Here is a 20,291-nt window from a genome sequence, read left to right as displayed (position 1 = left end):
ACAAGTTTGCGCTGGGCTGAGGGGAAACGGGCCGGCGGGGCCGGCGGGGCCGTCGGGGCGAACAGGGGATAAGGGAGTGGCCGCAGGGGCGCACGACGCGGGGTTCCGGTGAGCAAGGGCGATCGGCCGCCCGGACGGCCCAGACGGCCCCGACGGCCCAGACGGCCCAGACGGCCCGTCCATGCCGTCCCGGGCCCGGGCCCAGGCGCCGGGCCCCGGCCCGCCTTGACGATCACCCCAATACCCAGCATATTTCCCAGTCTGTAGCGACTATCAATGGGATCGACCATGTACGCGATTATTCGTAGCGGCGACAAGCAGTTCCGCGCCGAGCCCGGCATGACCGTGCGTGTGCCCGCGCTGAGCGCGGACGTCGGCGATACGGTGACCTTCGAGGAGGTGCTCGTCGCGAGCACCGACGACGGCACGAGCGTCGGCACGCCGACCGTGGCGAATGCCACGGTGACGGGCGAAGTCGTGCGCCACGGCAAGGACAGGAAGGTCATCATCTTCAAGTGGAAGCGCCGCAAGAACTACCGCCGCAAGCAGGGCCATCGGCAGAAGTTCACCGAGGTCCGCATCGGCGAGATCAAGGTCGGCTGAGGAGGAGGGAGCAGAATGGCACACAAGAAGGGGGTCGGCTCCACCCGGAACGGCCGCGATTCGAATCCGCAGTACCTGGGCGTCAAGCGCTATGGTGGTGAGGAAGTCGCGGCGGGCAACATCCTGGTGCGGCAGCGCGGCACCAGGTTCCACCCGGGCCGCAACGTCGGGAAGGGCCGCGACGACACGCTCTTCGCGCTGGTCGACGGCGTGGTGAAGTTCGAGCGCTACGACCGCAAGCGCACGCAGGTGTCGGTCTATCCGGCTGCCTGATCCGCGCGCGAGCGACGATGATGAACGCCCCGTCCAGCGGACGGGGCGTTTTTTCATGGACGTGCGGGCCGCAGCGGCTGCCCGCACCGGGATGACTCGCTGAGGACGTCGCATGCGATACACGACCTGCACGGATGCTCGCCACTTCTGCTGCCGTTCGCGTCTGGCCCCCGCCTTGCAACCTGGCGGCGCGACCCGATGAACGACAGGAGACGAGGGATGGCGGAGTACGAGCGCACGCGTGAGGAGCAGGTTGGCAAGGTACGCGCGAGCGACATCGAGCCGTACACGGCACTGCGCTGGGTCGGCACCCTGTTCAAGGCAGCCGCCGTCTTCCTCTTCGTGGCGGTGATCGGCCAGTTCGTCGCGGATCTCCGCTACCATGGTGCGGTGCAGCTCCCGGCGATCCTGGGTGAGCTTGCACGCACGCTGGTGCTCGCTGTCGTGCTGTGGGGGGGCGGCGACCTGGTCCGCCTGATGGTGCAGCTCGGCAATGACGTACGCGCCGAGCGCATCCTGCTCGCCCGCCTCGTGCACCGCACGCCGGCGCTGGCGCGCGAGAGCGCGGCGGACGAGGACGCCGCGGTCAGCGAGTCCGTGCTTGCGCCGTCGCAGGAGCGCGCGAGCGAGTCGTAACCCGCCGCGTGCCGAGTGTGCCCCGGCCGTTCAGATCAGCTCACCGCCAGCGCCCGCGTCGCCACGTCAGTCCCAGGGCTTCAGCACGACCTTGATGCAGCCGTCGTCCTTTGCCCGGAAGATCCGGTACATGTCCGGTCCCTCGTCGATCGGCACGGTGTGCGTCACGACGAACGACGGATCGATCTCGCCCGTCTCGATGCGCTGCAGCAGCGGCTCCAGGTAGCGCTGCACGTGCGTCTGACCGGTTTTGAGCGTGAGGCCTTTGTTCATGAAGGCGCCGAGCGGGAACTTGTCGACGAAGCCCAGATAGACGCCCGGGATCGAGACCGTGCCGCCGGGCCTGCAGCAGTAGATCGCCTCGCGGATCACGTGCGCGCGGTCCGTTTCCATGAACAGCATCGTCTTCACCTTGTCGTAGACCGCATCGATGCTGCCGACGCTGTGCGCCTCGAGCCCGACGGCGTCGATGCAGCGATCGGGGCCGCGGCCCTGGGTCATCTCCTGCAGCGTGTCGTAGACGGAGGCGTCGCGGATGTCGATCGTCTCGGCGCGTCCGGCGGTGCGCGCCATCTCGAGTCGCTCGGGCACGCGATCGATCGCGATGACGCGACCCGCGCCGAGCATCCACGCGGACTGTATCGTGAACTGGCCGACGGGGCCGGCGCCCCAGACCGCGACCGTGTCGCCGGGCTGAATCTCCGCGTTTTCCGCGGCCATCCACCCGGTGGGGAAGATGTCCGACAGAAAGAGGACCTGCTCGTCGGGCAGGTCGGAGTCGATCCTGACCGGCCCGACATCCGCGTACGGCACGCGCAGGTACTGCGCCTGTCCGCCCGCGAAGCCGCCGGTGAGGTGCGAGTAGCCGAACAGCCCTGCCGTGGTGTGACCCATCATCTTCTGCGCGAGCTCGGCATTGCGGTTGCTCGTCTGACAGACGGAATACAACCCGTCCCTGCACGCCCAGCAGCTGCCGCACGAGATCGTGAATGGGATGACGACGCGGTCACCCGGTCGGATACGTTTCACGTCACTGCCGACCTCCTCGACGATCCCCATCGGCTCGTGACCGAGCACGTCGCCCTTTTCCATGAACGGGTTGAAGCCGTCGTACAGGTGCAGATCCGAGCCGCAGATGGCGGTCGACGTGATGCGCACGACGGCATCCGTCGGGTCGACGATCCCGGGATCCGGTACCGTCTCGCAGCGCACGTCCGAGCGGCCGTGCCACGTGAGCGCTTTCATGACGCGTCTCCGTTGCGTTCGGAAAAACGTCCCTTCGCAGTGGTGCGTCCGTCGCCACGCGCCCGCCCGTGATCGTGACGCTGCGTGCGATTCCGCGTCCGCGTCAGCTGCATCGCAGACGTAATGTCCAGGGCCGCAGCACCTGCGACGGCGAGCGCGGCGATCGCGACACCCCGCGGACTCGGATCGTCACGACGGAAGGCCATTCCGAGTGTGGCGAGGTCGAGCGCGTCACCGGCGACCCGACCCCACACGCCAGGCGCCGGGGTGCGCTCGCTCATGATGCTGATTCCGGTCAGCACCTCGCGCACACCGTAGGCGCGGATCAGCGTCGTATGGCGCTCGTCGACGCCGAGAAAGTTCGTGAGCTGGCGGGCACCGAAGATCTCCAGTGCGCCCAGTCCTATACTGAACCAGCCGAGTGCGCGTGCGAGGGAGCGGCCATCATCGATGCGGCGCTCGGGGCCGACGTCCCAGCCCGGTGTGCCGCGCGGCGCGGGCGGGCTGTCGACGAAATGCGGGTGGAACGAGCGCGGTCGTTCGCGGTGCGGTTGCCCGTCCATGCTGCCTCTTCATGCTCGGGTGGAAGGCCCAACCCACGCCGACAGAAGAGCAATTCGAGGTCCGGAACCGGGGCGTCAGGAGACAGGTTGAGGGGATGCGTTCACGCTGGAGTCGGCGGGCGCCGGCCGCATCGGGGCGGGCGTCGGGTCGAGGCGGCTGACGACCACCAGCAGCGTGACGTTCACTACCAGGCCGAGCACGCCCTCGTGGATCTCCCAGGGGCGGAGAGCCGGATTGAGGAAGAAGAACACGGACGTCGCGCTGCCGCCGACCAGCCCTGCCAGGACGCCGCGCGTTGTTGCCCGCTTCCAGTAGATCGCGGCGTACAGCGGCGGTGCCAGCTGGTCGATGATGCCGTATGCCGAGACCAGCAGCCACACGAGCGAACGCTGCTGGATGACGGCGAGCCAGTAAGCGAGTCCGCCAATCGACAGCACGAGCAGCTGCATCAGGAAGCGGCGTCGTCGTTCCTCGATCTGCACGAAGGGCGCGATACCGTCCTCGATCGCGACGGAAGCGGCGCCGTGCAGCAGTGCATCACCGGTGGACATCGAGGCCGCGAGCGCCCCCGCGCAGAAGAGCCCGACCACCAGTGCCGGCATTCCCGTCTCCAGGATCATGTGCGGCAGGATGAAGTCCGCACTCGCCGGCGCACTGTGGAACAGGACGCCGGCGAACCCCACGAGCAGCAGGGGCACGAGGAAGAGCTGGAACGTGGGGAACAGCACGACGGTGCGGCGGATGGTCGCGTCGCTCTTCGCGGTGAACGCCTTCATGAAGAGGTGCGGCCAGATCGCAAGGCCGATCGCGGAGGACAGCAGCGTGCTGCTGTATGCGCCCCAGCTCCACGGCTGGCCACTCGCGTCCAGGCCCGGCAGCGTCAGCAGCTCGGGACGTGCAGCCAGGACCTGCTCGAACATGGGGCCGATCCCGCCGTACAGCAGGTTCGGGATGTAGATGCCCAGGATCCACGCAGCGGCCATCATGACGATGCCCTGGAAGACATTGGTCCAACCGACAGCACTGACGCCGCCGAACAGCACGTACAACACGACCACGCCGTAGGCCAGGGCGGCGCCCAGCCAGTGCGGGACATGTCCCGCCGTGACCGCGTTGAACACGATGCCGGCGCCGCTCATCTGCAGCATGATGTACGGCACGAACGCGGCAACCGTCAGGATGGCGAACAGCAGTGAGAGCGTCCGACTGGGGAAGCGGCCGGTCACGAGCTGCGCCTGCGTGACGTAGCCGTGCGCGCGGCCGAGCTGCGCGGCGCGCGGCCCGAGGAAGTACCAGGGCAGGATGCCCAGCACACCATAGCTCAGGATGTAGAGCGCTGCCACACCGCGCGAGTACGCCCAACCCGGGCCGCCCAGGAACGCAAACGCGCTGAACACGGTGCCGCCCACGACGAAGTACATCGCGAGCAGCCCGAACTGCCGGTCGGCGGCGACGTATCCGGCAACACCATGTGTTGCACGTTTCCCCCCGACGAGGCCGACCACGAGCGTGGCGACGAGATACAGCCCGACCACGGCCGTCACAACGTGCCACGATTCCATCAGCCGTCCTCCCGCTGACGTGTGACTTCCATGAGCAGCAGCGCGCAGAGGCCGAGGACGATCCAGAGGACGACCCAGAAGAAGTTGAACGGCAGCCCCAGGATGAACGGACGCGGACCGGAGAAGGCAAGCACGCCCGGCCAGTGCACGGCGAGCGCATAGAGGATGAAGATGCCGATGCCGATGCGTACTGCCGTACGGTGCGTCATTGCGGCTTCTCCTGACGGGGAAGGTGGGGCCCGCTGTCGTGCGCTACTTCTGCTTCTGGTCGAGCTCCCTCAGTGCACCTGCGATGATGTCCAGCACGGAGCCGAACTGGTCGAGCAGCTCGCGCGTGCCCGAAGGGCTCAGACCTTCCGCGCCGATCTGCGCGCGGAGCAGCCGGATCTTGCGCGCGGCGTTCTGCACGCGCTGCGCGGCGTCCTGCACCGGCTCCAGCGTTTCCTCCTCGCCGAAGGGATTGACGCGCCTGGGTTCCGGATCATCGCCGAACGGATTCTTCGCCATGTCGGTCACCGTCCCTTGAATTCCGCGGCACGCTTCTCCAGGAACGCGCGCACACCCTCCTCGCGGTCCGCGCTGCCGAAGGCAGTGATGAAGAGCTCGCGTTCCATTGCGAGGCCCGCGCTCAATGGTGCCTCGAACGCCGCACGCACCGCGTCCTTGGCGAGGCGCAGCGTGAGCGGCGAATGGGCCGCGATCTGTGTTGCGAGCGACGTCACCGTGTCCTGCAGCCTGTCGTCGTCGACGACCTCGTCAACCAGCCCGATTCGCTCCGCATCCTCGGCGCTCACCGCCTCGCCCGTCAGGATCATGCGGAGCGCGCGGCCGCTGCCGACCAGTCGTGGCAGCCGCTGCGTGCCACCGCCGCCGGGCAGGATCCCCAGCCGGATCTCGGGCTGGCCGAGTTTCGCGGAGCGCGCGGCGATCCGGATATCACAGGCGAGGGCGAGCTCGCAGCCGCCGCCGAAGGCGTAGCCGTTGATCATGGCGATCGTCGGCATCGGGCAGGCGGCAACCTCATCGAATACGCGACGTCCCTCCATCACCGCCCGCTGCTCGACGGGTGTCCGCTCGGCGAACTCGCCGATGTCCGCGCCGGCGACGAAGGCCCTGTCGCCCGCACCCGTGAACACGACGACGCGCACGTCCTCACGAGTGCGAAGCGCGTCCAGTGCCTCGACCAGTTCGCGGCGCACGGCTGCGTTCAGCGCGTTGCGCTTGTCGGGCCGGTTGATGACGATCGTCGCGACCGCATTCTCGACCGTGATCAGCAGCGTCTCGAAACGCAGTTCGGCCGGAGGATGCCCGGTGCGCGCTGCCGTGGACGTCATGATTCGCTCCAGTCGTAGAACCCGCGTCCGCTCTTTCTGCCGAGCCTGCCTTCGGCGACCATCTGCTCGAGCAGTGCCGGCGGGCGGAACGCGTCGCTCTTCAATTCCGCGTGCAGGTAGCGTGCGATGTCGAGCCGCACGTCGAGCCCGACCAGGTCTGTCAGCCGGAGCGGTCCCATGGGATGGCGGTATCCCAGCTCCATCGCCTTGTCGATGTCGGCCGCACTGGCGACACCGCTTTCCACCATGCGGATCGCCTCCAGGCCGAGCAGCACACCGAGCCGCGATGTCGCGAACCCGGGCGAGTCGTTCACGACGATCGCGTCCTTGCCGATGCGCCCGGCAAAGGCAATGGCAGCGTCCATCGTCGCCTGCGATGTCGCCGCGCCGCGAACGAGCTCGAGGAGCCGATTGATGTGCACCGGATTGAAGAAGTGCATCCCGACCACCTGCTGCGGCCGTGACGTCGTCTGCTGCAGGCCCGTGATGCTGAGGCTCGACGTGTTGCTCGCGAAGATCGTGTCGCCGGGCGTATGCCGTTCGAGCTCGGAGAACACCGCCGCCTTCAGGTCCATCCGCTCCGGGACCGCCTCGATCGCGAGGAAGGCGCCCGGGCCTGCATCGGCAATGGAGGTGCAGGACCGTATGTGTGCGAGCGCAGCGTCGCGGTGTGTCTGCTCCAGCTTGCCGCGGCGGACGCCCTCGTCCAGGTTCGACGTGATGCGTGCAAGGCCGCGCTCGATGAGCTCGGCGGACGTATCGACCAGCGCGACGTCGTAGCCGGCCATCGCCGTTACCTGCGCGATGCCGTGCCCCATGGTGCCCGCCCCGATGACAACGACGTGTCCGCTCATCCGTGGCGGCCGTTTTCCCGGTTGAAGCGGGGTGCGCGCTTTTCGATGAACGCGGTGATGCCCTCCCGGAAGTCGGGGGACTGGAACGCGCGCATCTGGGCCTCGACTTCCAACTCGAGGATGTCCGGCAGTGCGCGGTGCAGGGACGCGCGCAGGGAGCGCTTGGCGTCGGCGATGACGCCGCTCGGCTGGGACGCGATCTGGCCCGCCATGCTGCGTGCCGTGTTCTCAAGCTGGTCTGCGGGCACGACCCGGTTGAACAGGCCCAGTTTCTCGCAGCGTTCGGCGTTCATCAGTCCACCCGTCAGCACGGCCTCCGTTGCGACGGCAAGACCCGCCAGCTTCGTGAGGAAATAGGTGCCGCCCCAGTCGGGGTGCAGTCCCACGCGAGTGAAGGTGAAGCCGAGTGATGCGGTCTCGCTCGCGATGCGGACGTCGCACGCGAGTGCGAGGCAGGCGCCTGCGCCCGCTGCCGGACCGTTGACCGCCGCGATCACCGGCTTGGTCATCGACTCGATCCGCTTGACGATTGCGGCGCCGACCCGCACGAGCCCCTCGAACGAGGCCGCGTCGTCCCTGTCGATCAGCTCCTGCATGAAGGCGACGTCGCCACCCGTCGAGAATGCGCGCCCCGCACCGGTGATCACCACGCAGCGGATCTCGCTGTCCTGCTCGAGCCAGTCGAGTGCGGCCTCGAGCCGGTCGCGCATGTCGCCGACGAAGGCGTTCAGCCGTTCGGGGCGGTTGATCCGGATCCAGCCGATCGCGCCTTCGCGATCCACGACGATCCGCTGCGTCGCCTGGGTTGTCTCAGGCATCAGTACACCTCCACAACGGTGGCAATGCCCTGGCCCACACCGATGCACATCGTCGCGACCCCGTATCCGCCACCGCGCCGCTGCAGCTCGTGCACGAGTGTCGTCAGGATGCGCGCGCCGGATGCGCCCAGTGGATGGCCGAGCGCGATCGCGCCGCCGTTGACATTCACGATTTCAGGATCGAGGTCGAGCTGCTCGACGCAGGGAATGGACTGCGCGGCAAACGCCTCGTTGATCTCCACGAGCTTCAGGTCGGCCGAGCGGACGCCCGCTCGCTTCAGCGCCTTGCGGGTGGCGGGGACAGGGCCCATGCCCATCGCGTCCGGCTCCACGCCGGCAACCGCAGTCGCGACGATGCGCGCACGCGGCTCGAGGCCGAGCGATTTCGAAGCGGACTCGCTCACGACGAGCAGTGCGGCAGCGCCGTCGTTCAGCCCCGACGAGTTGCCGGCGGTCACGGTGCCGTCTTTGCGGAACGCAGGACGCAGCTTTGTGAGTGCCTCCAGCGTCGTGTCCGGCCGTGGATGCTCGTCCCGGTCGACGATGACCGGATCACCGCGACGCTGCGCGATCTCGACAGGCGTGAGCTCGGCGCCGAAGCGGCACGCCTCCAGCGCCGCCGCCGCCTTCTGCTGGCTGCGCAGTGCGAACTCGTCCTGCGCCTCGCGCGTGACGCCGCAGCGCTCCGCAACGACTTCAGCGGTCTCGCCGAGCGCGATGGTGTAATTTTTGGGGAACAGCGGGTTGGTGAAGCGCCAGCCGAGGACGGTATCGGCGACCGCGGGTGCACCGCGCGCGAAGCCCTCCTCCGGCTTCAGCATGACGTATGGCGCGCGGCTCATCGACTCGACGCCGCCCGCGACGAACACGTCACCCGCATCCGCCGCGATCGCCTGCTGTGCGCTGTTCACGGCCTGCAGCCCCGAGCCGCACAGCCGGTTGATCGTCTGGCCCGCGACTTCGATCGGATACCCGGCCAGCAGCGATGCCATGCGTGCGACGTTGCGGTTGTCTTCGCCCGCCTGGTTCGCGCAGCCGAGGAGCACGTCTTCGATAGCGGTGGGATCGATGCCGGTACGTGCGACGAGCGCCCGCAGCGGGACCGCCGCCAGGTCGTCGGGGCGTACGCGGGCGAGCGCGCCGCCGTGCCGGCCGACGGGTGTTCGTACGGCGTCGATGATGTATGCCTGTCTGCTCACGCGTGCCTCAGCTCAGGTCCACCCAGACCGATTTCACCTGGGTGTACAGCTCGAGTGCGTGACCGCCCAGCTCACGCCCGAAGCCGGACTGCTTGTAGCCGCCGAACGGCGACGCAGCATCGAGCGGGTGATAGGTGTTGATCCAGATCGTGCCGGCGTGCAGTGCGCGTGCGAAGCGGTGCGCCCGCTTCACGTTCGAGGTCCAGACACCCGCGGCGAGGCCGTACATCGAGCGGTTCGCAATCGCGATCGCCTCGTCGTCGTCGGTGAAGGGGATCGTCGCCAGCACGGGGCCGAAGATCTCTTCCTGCGCGATGGTCTGCTCTTCGGTGACGCCCCGGAAAACGGTGGGCTGCACCCACCAGCCGTTCTCGTACTGCGCGCGGCCGCCGCCGGTCAGCAGCTCCGCGCCCTCGGCGCGGCCCTTCTCGATGTAGCCGACCACGCGCTCGAGCTGCTCCGCGGAGATCACGGGACCCATGCGACGCTTCGGATCGAGCGGATCGCCGGGCTGCATCTTCGCTGCGCGCTCGACCAGCTTCTCGAGGAGCGCGTCCTGCACGCTCTCGTGCACCAGCAACCGCGAGCCGGCGGTGCAGCACTGGCCGTTGTTGTAGAAGATGCCAGCGAACGCGCCGCGCACTGCGGCATCCAGGTCGGCGTCGGCGAGCACGATGTTCGGCGACTTGCCACCCAGCTCCAGCGACACCTTCTTCAGCGTTGCTGCGGCCTCGCGCATGATCAGCTTGCCGACCTGCGTCGAGCCGGTGAACGCGATCTTGTCGACGTCCGGGTGCGCGACCAGTGCGGCACCGGCAGTCTCGCCGAGGCCGGTCACCACGTTCAGCACACCGGCCGGCAGTCCGGCCTCCTGCGCGATCGCCGCCAGCTCCAGCGCGGTCAGCGGCGTCTGCTCGGCGGGCTTGAGCACGACCGTGTTCCCGCACGCCAGCGCCGGCGCGACCTTCCACGCTGCCATGACGAGCGGGAAGTTCCATGGGATGATCGCACCGACCACACCCAGCGGCTCGCGCAGCGTGTAGTTCAGCACGTTGCCCCGCACGGGGATCGTCTCGCCTTGCAGCTTGGTCGCCCAGCCCGCGTAGTAGCGAAGCGCATCGACCGCCGTCGCGATGTCGATCTGCGCTTCCCGCAGCGGCTTGCCGTTGTCCAGCGTTTCGAGGCGCGCGAGCTCGTCGGCGCGAGCGGCGATCAGGTCCGCCATGCGCCACAGGATCTCGCCACGGTCGGCCGCGTCCATGCGCGACCAGGACGGATCCTCGAAGGCCTGTCGTGCAGCGGCGACGGCGCGATCGATGTCGGCCGCCTCACCGGCCGCTACCTGCGTCAGCTCCGCGCCGGTCGACGGGTTGTACGTCGCGAACGTGGCGCCGCCCGCAGCGGCGCCCCATTCACCACCGATCCAGAGCCGGTCCTGTGCCCTGCGCTCGACCCCGATCTGCGTCGTCGCCATCACCGCTCCTCAGCGAGCCTTGAAGGACGCCTTGCGCTTGTCAACGTAAGCGGCGAGGCCCTCCTTCGCGTCCTCGCTCTGGAAGAGGAGCTGCTGCAGCTCGCGCTCCACCGCCAGCGCGTCCTGGAACGGCAGCTCGCCGCCCGTCTGCACACTGCGCTTGATGTTGCCGATCGCCTTTGCGGCCATGTTCGGCGGCGTGAACTGCTTCGCGTACTCCAGCACCTTCGCCATGAAATCCTCGCGGCTCGATGCCTCGAAGATGTCATTGATGATGCCGAGCTGCCGGCCCTCCTCGAAGTCGAACGTCCGCCCGGTCACCATCAGCTCCATCGCCTTCGCCTTGCCCACCAGGCGCGTCAGCCGCTGCGTGCCGCCAGTGCCCGGCAGCACGCCGAGGTTCACCTCCGGAAGGCCGATCTTGCCGCCACCCTGGCGCGCGATGCGGAGGTCCGCCGCCATCGCGATCTCCATCCCGCCACCCACCGTGTGCCCGTTGAGTGCCGCGATCACCAGCTTGGGCGTCTGCTCGAAACGGTTCAGCGTCTCGTTCGCATGCAGGCAGAAGTAGTACTTGAAGGTCGGGGTTACCGTGTTCAGCATGTTGATGCTGGCACCCGCACAGAAGAACTTCTCGCAACCACCGGTCAGCACGATCACGTACACGTCGTCGTCCATGCGCGCCCGCAGGATCGCCGCGTCCATCTGCTGGAACATCTCGTAGGTGTATGTATTGGCCGGCGGGTCATCGAGCGTGATCACCGCCACGCCGTCGGCCGCCTCGTAATGCACCAGCGTCCGCTGCGCGGTGTCCTGTGCTTCTTCCATCCTGGTCGCCATCATGCCTCCGAGGAGTTTGCATCGTCGCGCCATGCGACGGCTGTGCGCGTCGAGTGCGCGGGGTTGCCGGATCGGGGACGTCGCATGACGTCCTGATGGTAGTGTGCAGCGCCGCTTACGCCGCGCTGCCGGCCTGCTTCAGCGGCGCCAGATCGACGGCGCGGCCACGGCGTCGTCGCCGATCGCGTGCTCTGCCGCTGACTGGTTCTCGCGGTACCCGCCGAGGAATACCCGCGTCATCATGGCGGCGAGCTCGTCCACGGGCAGGTCCCGCTCCGGGTGATACCAGGTGTAGATCCAGTTCATCATGCCGAAGAGCGAAAGCGCCGCGGCGCGGTGCTCGGCAGCCGAGTCGTCCGGGGACAGCCCGGCCATGATCGAGGCGCACAGCTCGACGTAGCGCTTCTTGTGCGCGTTGACCTGGTTGCGGTACTCCCCGCTGAGCGACGCCGCCTCGTGCGAGAGCACCTTCATCTCGTTCATGTTCGCGGCAAAGAAGCGCAGGTGGTTGTCCACCAGTACCCGCAGGCGCTCCTCGGGAGCGCTGACGCCGCGCAGCCGCCGCTGCAGGTTCTCCAGCACCGTGGTGAAGCAATGGTCCTGGATCAGGAAGAGCAGCTCTTCCTTGCTGCGGAAGTAGTAGTAGAGGCCGGACAGGCTGGTCCCGGTCGCCCGGCTGATGTCGCGGATGCTCGCGGGGTGGTACCCCTTCTCGGCGAACACCGCGGCCGCCGTCTGCAGCAGCCGCTCGAGCTTGTCGTCGTAGGTGCGCCGGGGCTCGCCCATGTCCTGCTGCTTCGAGTGAACGCTCGTTCCAAGACGTCGTCGCCGCCAACCTAGACGCGCGCAGGGGAGGGGGTCAAGTGCCCGAACTGCTTGCTGCTAGCGGGCGTGCCCGGTAGCTTCGACGTGTAGCCGCAGCCCGCCCCGGCGGCTGGTGACCGGCCGTTTCCGACGCCTGGAAGGCTGCGCGGCAGTGCAGGCACCACGGGCGTGCACGTGTGCGCGCGCGGAACACCTCCCCACATCACCGGTACTGTCGGTATGGCACCGAACCGCATCGCAACTCGCCTCGCCGCTGGAGCTGCGCTCGTGCTCAGCGTCCTGGCGGGCCTCACCTGGATCGCGCTGCGGCCTTCCGCCCCGGACCCGACCGAGACCGGTGCCGTCGTCTACCGCGTCCCGGTGGACGGCGTGATCGAGCTCGGGCTCGCCCCGTTCATCAGCCGCAGCATCGACGAGGCGGAAGCCGCGGAAGCGCGGGCGGTGATCCTGGAGCTCGACACGCCCGGGGGGCGCATCGATGCCGCGCAGGAGATCGTCGACGCCGTACGCGAAACGGACACTCCCGTCTATGCATATGTGAACCGCCGCGCGCTCAGTGCGGGTGCCATGATCGCACTTGCCACGGACCGCATCTACATGCGCGAGGGCGCGATCCTGGGTGCTGCGACCCCGGTCGACGGCAGCGGTGACAAGGCGTCCGAAAAGATCGTGAGCGTGATGCGCGGCGAGATGCGCACGCTCGCCCAGGAGCGAGGGCTCGATCCGCGCATTGCCGAGGCGATGGTGGACGAGGAAATCGAGATCGAGGGCGTCGTCGAAGCGGGCAAGCTGCTCACGCTCACCACGGAGGAGGCGACGCGGCTCGGCTACGCGGAAGAGGTCCAGGACCTGAACGACCTGCTCGCCGGAACCGGTCTGGGCAACGCGGCCGTCGCAAGCACCGAGGCGAACTGGGCGGAGAACGTGGTGCGGTTCCTGACACACCCGACCGTTGCGCCGCTGCTGCTCACGCTCGGCTTCCTCGGCATCCTGTTCGAGTTGAAGACGCCGTCGTTCGGCCTGGCGGGTACTGTGGGGATAGGGTCTCTGCTCGCGTTCTTCGGCAGCCGTTTCCTGGTCGGTCTGGCTGGGTGGGAGGAGCTGCTGCTGATCGCTGCAGGCGTCGCCCTGATCGCGCTCGAAATCCTCGTCATCCCTGGATTCGGAGTGGCCGGCATCGCCGGTGCGCTCGCGCTCGGAGCCGGAATCATGCTGAGTATGGTTGGCATTGCGTCGACACCAGCGGAATGGACCCAGGCGGCCGGAGTGCTGTCACTCTCGCTGCTCGTTGGCATCCTGATCGCCTGGGCGCTGCTGCGGAAGCTGCCGAAGACCGGGCGTTTCACCTCGAGCGGGCTGATGCTCGGCCAGTCGACGGATCGCGAGAGCGGTTACCTGTCGCAGCCGGTGCGTGCGGACCTGGTCGGTTCGCTGGGGGTGGCGCTGACGGATCTCCGCCCATCCGGCGCAGCGCGGTTCGGCGACGAGCGCGTGGACGTGGTGTCGGACTCGAACTGGATCAGTGCGGGCACGCCGATCCGGGTCGTCCGGGCGGAAGGCTACCGTCACGTGGTCGAGCCCGTGGACGCAATAGCGGAGACGGACAGGCCGGAGTAGCACACCTGGAGCAGACTCCAGGCAGCAGTGGGTTCGCGGACGCATCCGGACCCGATTCAACGACATACTGACAACAGCACCTGGTCGAAGGCGCACCTCAACCTGCGAGTCGGGAATGGATCCATTCGCGTTTTCAACGATAGCGCTCGTCCTCATCGTCATCTTTCTGCTGATCCTCAGCTGGGCCATCCCGGTCCGGCTCTGGGTCGAGGCCGTGTTCGCGGGGGTCCGCGTGAGCATCGGCGACCTGGTCGGCATGCGCCTGCGCAAGGTGAGCCCGGCTGCGGTGGTACGTCCGCTGATTGCCGCCACCAAGGCCGGCCTCGATCTCACTGCCGGCAAGCTGGAGGGACACTTCCTGGCGGGCGGCCACGTGGACCGCGTGGTGAAGGCGCTGATCAGCGCGGACAAGGCGAACCTGGGCCTCTCCTTCGAGCAGGCCGCCGCCATCGACCTCGCCGGGCGTGACGTGCTCGAGGCGGTGAAGGTCTCGGTCAACCCGAAGGTCATCGACACGCCGCGTGTCGCCGCCATGGCACGTGACGGGATTCAGCTCATCGCAACGGCGCGTGTCACGGTGCGAGCGAACATCAACCGACTGGTCGGTGGTGCAGGCGAGGACACGATCCTGGCGCGCGTCGGCGAAGGCATCGTCTCGACGATCGGTTCGGCCGACTCGCACAAGAAGGTGCTCGAAAACCCCGACAACATTTCCAAGACCGTGCTTGCGAAGGGCCTCGACGCGGGAACGGCCTTCGAGATCCTGTCGATCGACATTGCGGACGTCGACGTCGGCAAGAACATCGGTGCGGAGCTGCAGACGGACCAGGCGGAGGCGGACAAGCGCATCGCGCAGGCCAAGGCGGAGGAGCGTCGCGCGATGGCCGTTGCCGTCGAGCAGGAAAACCGCGCAAAGGTGCAGGAGATGCGCTCGCGCGTGGTCGAGGCGGAGGCAGAGGTGCCGCTGGCGATCGCCGAGGCGTTCCGCGGCGGCAACCTCGGCGTCATGGACTTTGCCCGCTACCGTAATGTGATCGCGGATACCGACATGCGTCAGGCGATCGCGGGCAGCTCGGATCAGCCCGCCCCCGACGAGGAGCGCTGATGGAAGGCGGGCTGTTCCTCGTCTTCATCATCATCGCGCTGATCGCACGCGCGATCGAGGCGATGACGAAGGGGAAGCAGGAGCCACCGCAGGGTCGCCCGCTGCCGCAGCCACGGCCGCGGCAGCAGCCACTGCCGCGCAGCCCGCGTCCGGAGTACGATCGGCCCCCCGGAACGAGTCAGCGTCCGTTGCCGCAGGGCAGCCGGCCCGCGCCGACCGACGAGGTTCCGCCGGACGCGACGGAAGACGCAGCCGCGGCAATGATCCCCGATGACCTGTGGGAAATCCTCACGGGGCGGCCAAAGCCGCGGCCGCAGCAGGTACCGGCTCCACGTCCGGCGCCGCAGCCGCAGCCAGCGTCCTCCTACGAGGAGTACGTCGGCGTGGAAGCGGACGTCGACGAAGAGCTCGCCTCGTACGAGGTGATTCCCGATGAGATCGGGGAGTACGAGCGTCGCCGTCGCCTGGAAGAGGCACAGCGTCAGCTCGAGCGCCAGCAGCTGCGGGAGCGGCGGCTGCGCGAGCGGAACATGTACACGGCGGACAAGGCGCCAAAGGTCTACTCACTGGAGCGACCGCTGCCACCGGCCGTGCAGCGGCACGCGGAGTTCCACGCCAGGGTCGACGAGACGCCGGTGGTGACCGGCACGACGCGGCGTCGGCCGGCTCGTGAATGGCTGTTCCAGTCCGGCGACATGAAGCGGGCCATCGTTCTGCAGGAAGTGCTCGGCCGCCCGAAGGGGCTGGAGTAGCGCAGCACCTCCCAGGGTCCTTCTGCTATTCCGCCTCGTGAGGTGAGCGCCGTCGGGCGTACATCTCGAACCATGGCGCCGTGCGTCCTCCCGCGAGCCTGCGCAGTACAGCCTTCAACATGCGTTCTTCGCCGGCTGCCCACGCCCGGGTCCACTCATCCGCGAGCGGCACGAGCGTGTCACCGCGTGTCCGCACCACCTGGAATCCCTCGCTGCGGAGCATCCGCGCGAGTGACGTGGGCGTGAAGCCCGTGCGGTACGGAAACCCGAGCAGGTTGTTGTAGGCGAGGAATGCCCGACTGATGGATGCGAGCGGCGTATGCAGCCAGCGCCGCACGCGGGCATAGAACGCACCGTTCGGAACGCGTACCGCGAGCGTCCCGCCGTCCCGCAGGAGTCGGTGTGCGGTGGCCACAACCTTGCGCGGCTCTGCGAGCTGGTCGAGACAGTTCCAGATCGCGACGGCGTCGAACCGCGCGCCGTCGTCGAGCGAGTGGATGGTGCCGACGACCGCATCGAGGTCGCGGCTTCGTGCGTACCGCACGGCGGCCTCGTTCACGTCGACGCCTCGGAAGTGCCAGCCGTGCGCGCGCACCGCCTCGAGGTATCCACCCACGTAGCTCCCCACCTCGAGCCCGCGGCCTGCGCGTCCGGCGATTCGTGCGAACCGTTGCGCCTGTACCCGGTAGGTATCCCGCTGCGATTCGAAGAGGCGGTCCATGACGTCTGCGGGTACCGCATCGCTCTCGTAGATCTGCTCGACCTCGCGCTCGCGCGGATTGCGGTAGAGCGTTCCGCACCGGCGGCAGCGCGCGAGGCGAAGGGCAGGGCGCTGCGAGAACACGAGGCGGTCGGTAAGGTGCGGATGCGGCGTATCCGGTCGGAGTCGCCGCGTGTGGAACTCCCAGAGCGCTTCCAGCTCCGCGCGGAGATCGTCCGCCGACGCGACCTGGTCGGCCGTGTCGCCGCCACAGGCGGGGCAGTCGCCGAGCTCGTACGGCTGTGTCATGCACGGGGCAATGCGCACCGTGCATGCCGCTGCCTCGAACGATCAGAGCCGTTCCACCAGAGACACGATCGAACGCGCGTTGCCGTTCGTGGCGTACGCGATGCGACCGTCGCGGTCGACGACGTAGGTGAGCGCCGGGTGCACGACTTCGCCGGTGGTCAGGTCGCGGGTGCGTGGAACCTCCCACGCGTCGAGCGTCCGCTCGACATCCTGGACGGCACCGCCAAGGACGAACGCATCGGCAGTGGGCAGCCCCCACGAGCGCGCCATCTCCGGCAGCCGGGATGGCGTGTCCCGCCAGGGGTCCAGCGTCAGGACGAGCACGACCGGACGCTCCCCGGCCTGCGAGAGCTGCTCCTGCGCATCCAGGACATGCCTCACCACCACGGGGCAGACGGTGGTGCAATGGGCGTACGCGAAGGTGATCAGCGTAACCCGACCCCCGAACTCCTGGAGGTCGCGCTGGCGGCCGTCCTGTGACAGGAGCTGCAGCGTCGGCGCCGGGCGATCGAGGCGCGGGTACGTCGACGGCGGTACGTCGCTCACGTATTCGGCCGGTGTGGCACGCACCTGCCGCACGCGTGTCGCCGCGCCGGAGACGAGCATGATGGAGCCGGCAGACAGCAGCAGCAGGGCTGCCGCCACGGCGCGCGAGCGGCGCGCGCGGTGCAGCAGCGCGCGCACGCCGTCGAGCCATCCGACCGCGAGGATGACGAGCATCCCCAGCGGCCCTCCCACGAGTCCGATCCAGCCACCACCGTCCGGCAGCCCGTTCTCACGGACACCGAAGCAGACGTAGCGCGTGCGCTCCAGCCAGGTGGGCGCTGCCTCCACCGGCCAGAACGCGAGCGCCCACCAGGCAGTCGTGATCACGAACAGTGCGACGAGCCCGCCGAGCACCATGCTCTCGTCGCGCGTCCATGCAGACGCACGTCCGCGAACGGGCTCGACCCGCATCAGCCGATCTTCCAGACGAACGACAGCAGCTTCCAGTTCGCGAAGTAGTACGTCGCGAACGCGGCCAGGAAGATGATCACGAGCCACATCGTGCCGGGCGCCGTGCCGAAGCGCCCGGTCGGCAGGTTCGCCTCGTCCGCTACGGTAACCGGCCGTGGCGGGCGGATGATGCCCTGCGGCAGGCCCCTGGCGCCGGCCACACGGTCTGCCTCGGTGAACGGCTTGCCGAAGAACACCGACCAGACGGTGATCAGGATGTACAGGCCGCCACCGACGGCGGCGATCAGTCCGCCGAGCGCCATGATGCCGAGCAGTGCGTCGACTGCCGGATGGAAGGCCTGCTCGAACGGGGCGTTGCTGAACGTGATGTCCCAGTGCCGGCGCGGTACGCCGAACCCGCCCGAGAACGACATGAAGATGGAGAAGATCAGCATGCCGCCGGCAAAGAGGTACGGTTGCGCCTGGGCGGCGCGCCAGAAGGCTACCTTCTTCCGGAAGATGAGCGGGATCAGGTAGTACGTGAGTCCCATGAATGCCATCGCGGTGCCGCTCACGACCGTCGCGTGGAAGTGGCCCGGCACGCGCAGCGTGTTGTGCACCACGATGTTGATCTGCTCCGTGCCGATCGTGACCCCCGTGATCCCGCCGACGAACCCGAACACCACCACCGAAAGCACCAGCGAGCTGAAGCCGGGGTCACCCCACGGTGCGCGCTTGACCCAGCCGAACAGCCCCTGCGTGACCCCGCGCAGCCGCTGGCCGACCTCCACGCCGGCCGGTACCGTGAAGCCGTGCAGCATGCTCGCCAGCACGGCCATGTACATGAAGTAGCTCGTGTTCACCACCTTCCACGACGAGCTGAAGCCCGGATCGACCAGCAGGTGGTGCGCAGATGCCATCGAGATGAACAGGATGTAGAGCACGAACGCGGTCCGGCTGATCTTCTCGTTCAGCACGACCGCCCCGACCGTGAACGCGCCGAGCAGGTACCAGATCGCGACCATCGCTGCGACGTTGATCTGCTGCGACGAGTGGCCCAGCGCCCACCACAGCATGCGGTAGACCTGCGGATCCACACTCATCAGCCCGATCGACCACAGGAAGGTCGGGATATAGGTCGCAGCTCCATGCAGCAGGGTGATCACCGCAATGATCGCCGCCGCGACAGCGCCGAACGTGATCAACGGCAGTGAGCCCTCGTACGTGCGCTCACGTTTCGCGATCACCAGCGTCGCAAAGAACTGGAAACAGACGAGCAGCGCGCCGACCGCGAAGAAGATGATGCCCAGGTAGTACAGCGGATCCGCACGGAGCGGGATGTACGACGTCATCAGCACGTCGGCCTTGCCCGTCCAGATCATCCACTCCACCAGCACCGCGCCCACACTCATCAGGCCGAAGTTGAACCAGCCGAGCTTCGGCGCCGCAATCCTGCTGTTCAGCAGCGGACCGCAGGCGAAGTACAGCACGGCCATCTCGAAGAAGATGATGAAGAAGATGAGCATGCTGATGCCGTGCGCCGTCAGCACGCGGTAGAACATCACCGGCTCGAGCAGGTGCACAGCCTGCCAGCGCGTGAGCAGGATCAGGATGGCACTGATGCCGCCAATCAGCAGAGCGACCGTTGCGGCCACAGCATTGGCCTTGATGAGTCGCTCAGCCGGGCGATGCAGCCGCAGGCCCGTGACGTCACACGTGCGGAATACATCCGATGGGCGCGCTGCGCGCGCGGCGGGCGTTTCGGTGATCGTCGACATCACTGCACCTCCGCGCTGGCGGTTCGCTCGCCCGGCATGGTCCCGTCCTCGTTCGTGACGAGCACCTTGCCCAGCATCATGTGATGGCCGACGCCGCAGAACTCATTGCAGATCACACCGAAGTCGCCCGCCTCGGTGGGAACGATGCGCAGCCCGTAGTCGTAGCCGGGCACGATCTGGAAGTTGATGTTGACGGGGTAGAGGGAGAATCCGTGGTTCACGTCCTTCGAGGACAGGTGCAGCGTGTACTCCGTGCCTTTGCGCAGCTTCAACACCGGGTACCAGCTCCACATCCGGCCGATCATGTAGATGTCGCTGCCGGGCGGCGGCTCGACGACGGGGAAGCCGTTCAGCTCGCCCACCTGGTAGTCGGCGACGAACTGGTTCACCCGCGCCTCGAATGCGGCAGGCTCGACCTTGCGTCGGATCCCCGACGGGTTCTGCCCGCCCTTCCAGTGCCAGAGCGGCATCATCGCGAACAGCACCATGCACCACGCGAACGCAATCGCGAACCACACCTTCTCGGAACGGTGTGCAGGGATCCACCAGCGTCCCTTCGGCGACTGCATCCCGGTGGTCATCGGCTGACGCTCCTCGGGCGCGCCGCCGCCACCGTTCTCCCCTCGCCCGCTCATGGGAGCTCCGCCGTCGGCATGGTGGCGACCTCGAACAGCCCCCAGCCCGTGTAGATCACCGCCATGATGACGATCCCGGCCACCAGCAGCAGGAACCAGTTGTCGTAGAGACGCTGGCCGAGCGGCAGCTCGTCCGGCGCGGTGGGGGTCGGTCGCACGTCATCCATGGTGCGCTCCGTCTCGTGAGTGGGTCCGGCCGGATCGACTGGCGGTGGGGGAGCCAATCGCACAA

At 67.9% G+C, this 20,291-nt stretch carries 23 protein-coding genes; 6 read left to right on the top strand and 17 right to left on the bottom strand.

The features are described 5' to 3' along the window. Positions 1 to 288 precede the first annotated feature (288 nt). The 3 genes from rplU to VFU06_09015 all read left to right on the top strand — a co-directional run bounded on the left by rplU (position 289) and on the right by VFU06_09015 (position 1,512). Positions 289 to 603 carry a 50S ribosomal protein L21 gene (rplU, locus tag VFU06_09025; protein HEU5209540.1) on the top strand — a complete coding sequence of 105 codons (315 nt, stop codon included), beginning with the start codon at positions 289 to 291 and terminating at the stop codon, positions 601 to 603. Positions 604 to 618: 15 nt separating this feature from the next. Next, complete coding sequence (gene rpmA / locus VFU06_09020) at positions 619 to 876, top strand: 50S ribosomal protein L27 (GenBank protein ID HEU5209539.1); 258 nt, start codon at positions 619 to 621, stop codon at positions 874 to 876. A 219-nt stretch (positions 877 to 1,095) separates the two neighbouring features. Then, positions 1,096 to 1,512 carry a hypothetical protein gene (locus tag VFU06_09015; protein ID HEU5209538.1) on the top strand — a complete coding sequence of 139 codons (417 nt, stop codon included), beginning with the start codon at positions 1,096 to 1,098 and terminating at the stop codon, positions 1,510 to 1,512. Between the two features lie 66 nt (positions 1,513 to 1,578). Here VFU06_09015 and VFU06_09010 read toward each other — a convergent pair whose 3' ends face one another. The 12 genes from VFU06_09010 to VFU06_08955 all read right to left on the bottom strand — a co-directional run bounded on the left by VFU06_09010 (position 1,579) and on the right by VFU06_08955 (position 12,188). Then, a complete protein-coding gene (locus tag VFU06_09010) occupies positions 1,579 to 2,757 on the bottom strand; it encodes a zinc-dependent alcohol dehydrogenase (protein ID HEU5209537.1) in 1,179 nt (392 codons plus the stop codon). Further along, entirely contained in the window at positions 2,754 to 3,320 is a 567-nt protein-coding gene (locus VFU06_09005; GenBank protein HEU5209536.1) for a hypothetical protein, read from the bottom strand. Before VFU06_09005 ends, VFU06_09010 begins: the two co-directional genes overlap by 4 nt. 75 nt (positions 3,321 to 3,395) lie before the next feature. After that, positions 3,396 to 4,883: a sodium:solute symporter family protein gene (locus VFU06_09000; GenBank protein HEU5209535.1), complete on the bottom strand. Its 1,488-nt coding sequence runs from the start codon at positions 4,881 to 4,883 to the stop codon at positions 3,396 to 3,398. Then, entirely contained in the window at positions 4,883 to 5,092 is a 210-nt protein-coding gene (locus VFU06_08995; GenBank protein HEU5209534.1) for a hypothetical protein, read from the bottom strand. Before VFU06_08995 ends, VFU06_09000 begins: the two co-directional genes overlap by 1 nt. Positions 5,093 to 5,135: 43 nt before the next feature. Beyond that, positions 5,136 to 5,390 (bottom strand): hypothetical protein, encoded by a 255-nt coding sequence (locus VFU06_08990; GenBank protein HEU5209533.1) that lies wholly within the window; start codon positions 5,388 to 5,390, stop codon positions 5,136 to 5,138. Positions 5,391 to 5,395: 5 nt separating this feature from the next. Beyond that, positions 5,396 to 6,217: an enoyl-CoA hydratase-related protein gene (locus VFU06_08985; protein HEU5209532.1), complete on the bottom strand. Its 822-nt coding sequence runs from the start codon at positions 6,215 to 6,217 to the stop codon at positions 5,396 to 5,398. Next, positions 6,214 to 7,071 (bottom strand): 3-hydroxyacyl-CoA dehydrogenase family protein, encoded by an 858-nt coding sequence (locus VFU06_08980; GenBank protein HEU5209531.1) that lies wholly within the window; start codon positions 7,069 to 7,071, stop codon positions 6,214 to 6,216. Before VFU06_08980 ends, VFU06_08985 begins: the two co-directional genes overlap by 4 nt. Further along, entirely contained in the window at positions 7,068 to 7,889 is an 822-nt protein-coding gene (locus VFU06_08975; protein ID HEU5209530.1) for an enoyl-CoA hydratase-related protein, read from the bottom strand. The genes VFU06_08980 and VFU06_08975 overlap by 4 nt, the downstream gene beginning before the upstream one ends. Then, positions 7,889 to 9,088: an acetyl-CoA C-acyltransferase gene (locus tag VFU06_08970; GenBank protein ID HEU5209529.1), complete on the bottom strand. Its 1,200-nt coding sequence runs from the start codon at positions 9,086 to 9,088 to the stop codon at positions 7,889 to 7,891. Before VFU06_08970 ends, VFU06_08975 begins: the two co-directional genes overlap by 1 nt. Before the next feature lie 7 nt (positions 9,089 to 9,095). Further along, a complete protein-coding gene (locus tag VFU06_08965; GenBank protein HEU5209528.1) occupies positions 9,096 to 10,562 on the bottom strand; it encodes an aldehyde dehydrogenase family protein in 1,467 nt (488 codons plus the stop codon). Positions 10,563 to 10,571: 9 nt separating this feature from the next. Continuing rightward, the gene (locus tag VFU06_08960) at positions 10,572 to 11,405 is read right to left on the bottom strand and encodes an enoyl-CoA hydratase/isomerase family protein (GenBank protein ID HEU5209527.1); all 834 of its coding nucleotides are present in this window, start codon (positions 11,403 to 11,405) and stop codon (positions 10,572 to 10,574) included. A gap of 135 nt (positions 11,406 to 11,540) precedes the next feature. Further along, the gene (locus VFU06_08955; GenBank protein HEU5209526.1) at positions 11,541 to 12,188 is read right to left on the bottom strand and encodes a TetR/AcrR family transcriptional regulator; all 648 of its coding nucleotides are present in this window, start codon (positions 12,186 to 12,188) and stop codon (positions 11,541 to 11,543) included. Positions 12,189 to 12,446: 258 nt separating this feature from the next. On the opposite strand from VFU06_08955, the gene VFU06_08950 reads away from it, so the two are divergent. From VFU06_08950 to VFU06_08940, 3 genes are all read left to right on the top strand, one after another. Further along, positions 12,447 to 13,844 (top strand): NfeD family protein, encoded by a 1,398-nt coding sequence (locus tag VFU06_08950; protein ID HEU5209525.1) that lies wholly within the window; start codon positions 12,447 to 12,449, stop codon positions 13,842 to 13,844. 115 nt (positions 13,845 to 13,959) lie between these two features. Further along, the gene (gene floA, locus VFU06_08945) at positions 13,960 to 14,949 is read left to right on the top strand and encodes a flotillin-like protein FloA (protein HEU5209524.1); all 990 of its coding nucleotides are present in this window, start codon (positions 13,960 to 13,962) and stop codon (positions 14,947 to 14,949) included. After that, a complete protein-coding gene (locus tag VFU06_08940; protein HEU5209523.1) occupies positions 14,949 to 15,701 on the top strand; it encodes a hypothetical protein in 753 nt (250 codons plus the stop codon). The genes floA and VFU06_08940 overlap by 1 nt, the downstream gene beginning before the upstream one ends. 25 nt (positions 15,702 to 15,726) lie before the next feature. Here the strand turns inward: VFU06_08940 and VFU06_08935 are convergent, their stop codons facing one another. The 5 genes from VFU06_08935 to VFU06_08915 are packed head-to-tail and all read right to left on the bottom strand — an operon-like array spanning position 15,727 to position 20,226. Next, positions 15,727 to 16,710 (bottom strand): class I SAM-dependent methyltransferase, encoded by a 984-nt coding sequence (locus tag VFU06_08935; protein ID HEU5209522.1) that lies wholly within the window; start codon positions 16,708 to 16,710, stop codon positions 15,727 to 15,729. 42 nt (positions 16,711 to 16,752) lie between these two features. Continuing rightward, positions 16,753 to 17,667 (bottom strand): SCO family protein, encoded by a 915-nt coding sequence (locus VFU06_08930; protein ID HEU5209521.1) that lies wholly within the window; start codon positions 17,665 to 17,667, stop codon positions 16,753 to 16,755. After that, positions 17,667 to 19,424 carry a cbb3-type cytochrome c oxidase subunit I gene (locus tag VFU06_08925; protein HEU5209520.1) on the bottom strand — a complete coding sequence of 586 codons (1,758 nt, stop codon included), beginning with the start codon at positions 19,422 to 19,424 and terminating at the stop codon, positions 17,667 to 17,669. The genes VFU06_08930 and VFU06_08925 overlap by 1 nt, the downstream gene beginning before the upstream one ends. Further along, positions 19,424 to 20,059, bottom strand: a complete 636-nt coding sequence (locus VFU06_08920; protein HEU5209519.1) for a hypothetical protein — start codon at positions 20,057 to 20,059, stop codon at positions 19,424 to 19,426. The genes VFU06_08925 and VFU06_08920 overlap by 1 nt, the downstream gene beginning before the upstream one ends. Then, positions 20,056 to 20,226, bottom strand: a complete 171-nt coding sequence (locus VFU06_08915) for a hypothetical protein (GenBank protein ID HEU5209518.1) — start codon at positions 20,224 to 20,226, stop codon at positions 20,056 to 20,058. The genes VFU06_08920 and VFU06_08915 overlap by 4 nt, the downstream gene beginning before the upstream one ends. Between the last annotated feature and the right edge of the window lie 65 nt (positions 20,227 to 20,291).

Source organism: Longimicrobiales bacterium, assembly GCA_035764935.1.
Taxonomy (GTDB): domain Bacteria; phylum Gemmatimonadota; class Gemmatimonadetes; order Longimicrobiales; family RSA9; genus DASTYK01.
This window is presented reverse-complemented; position numbering and strand designations above follow the sequence as displayed.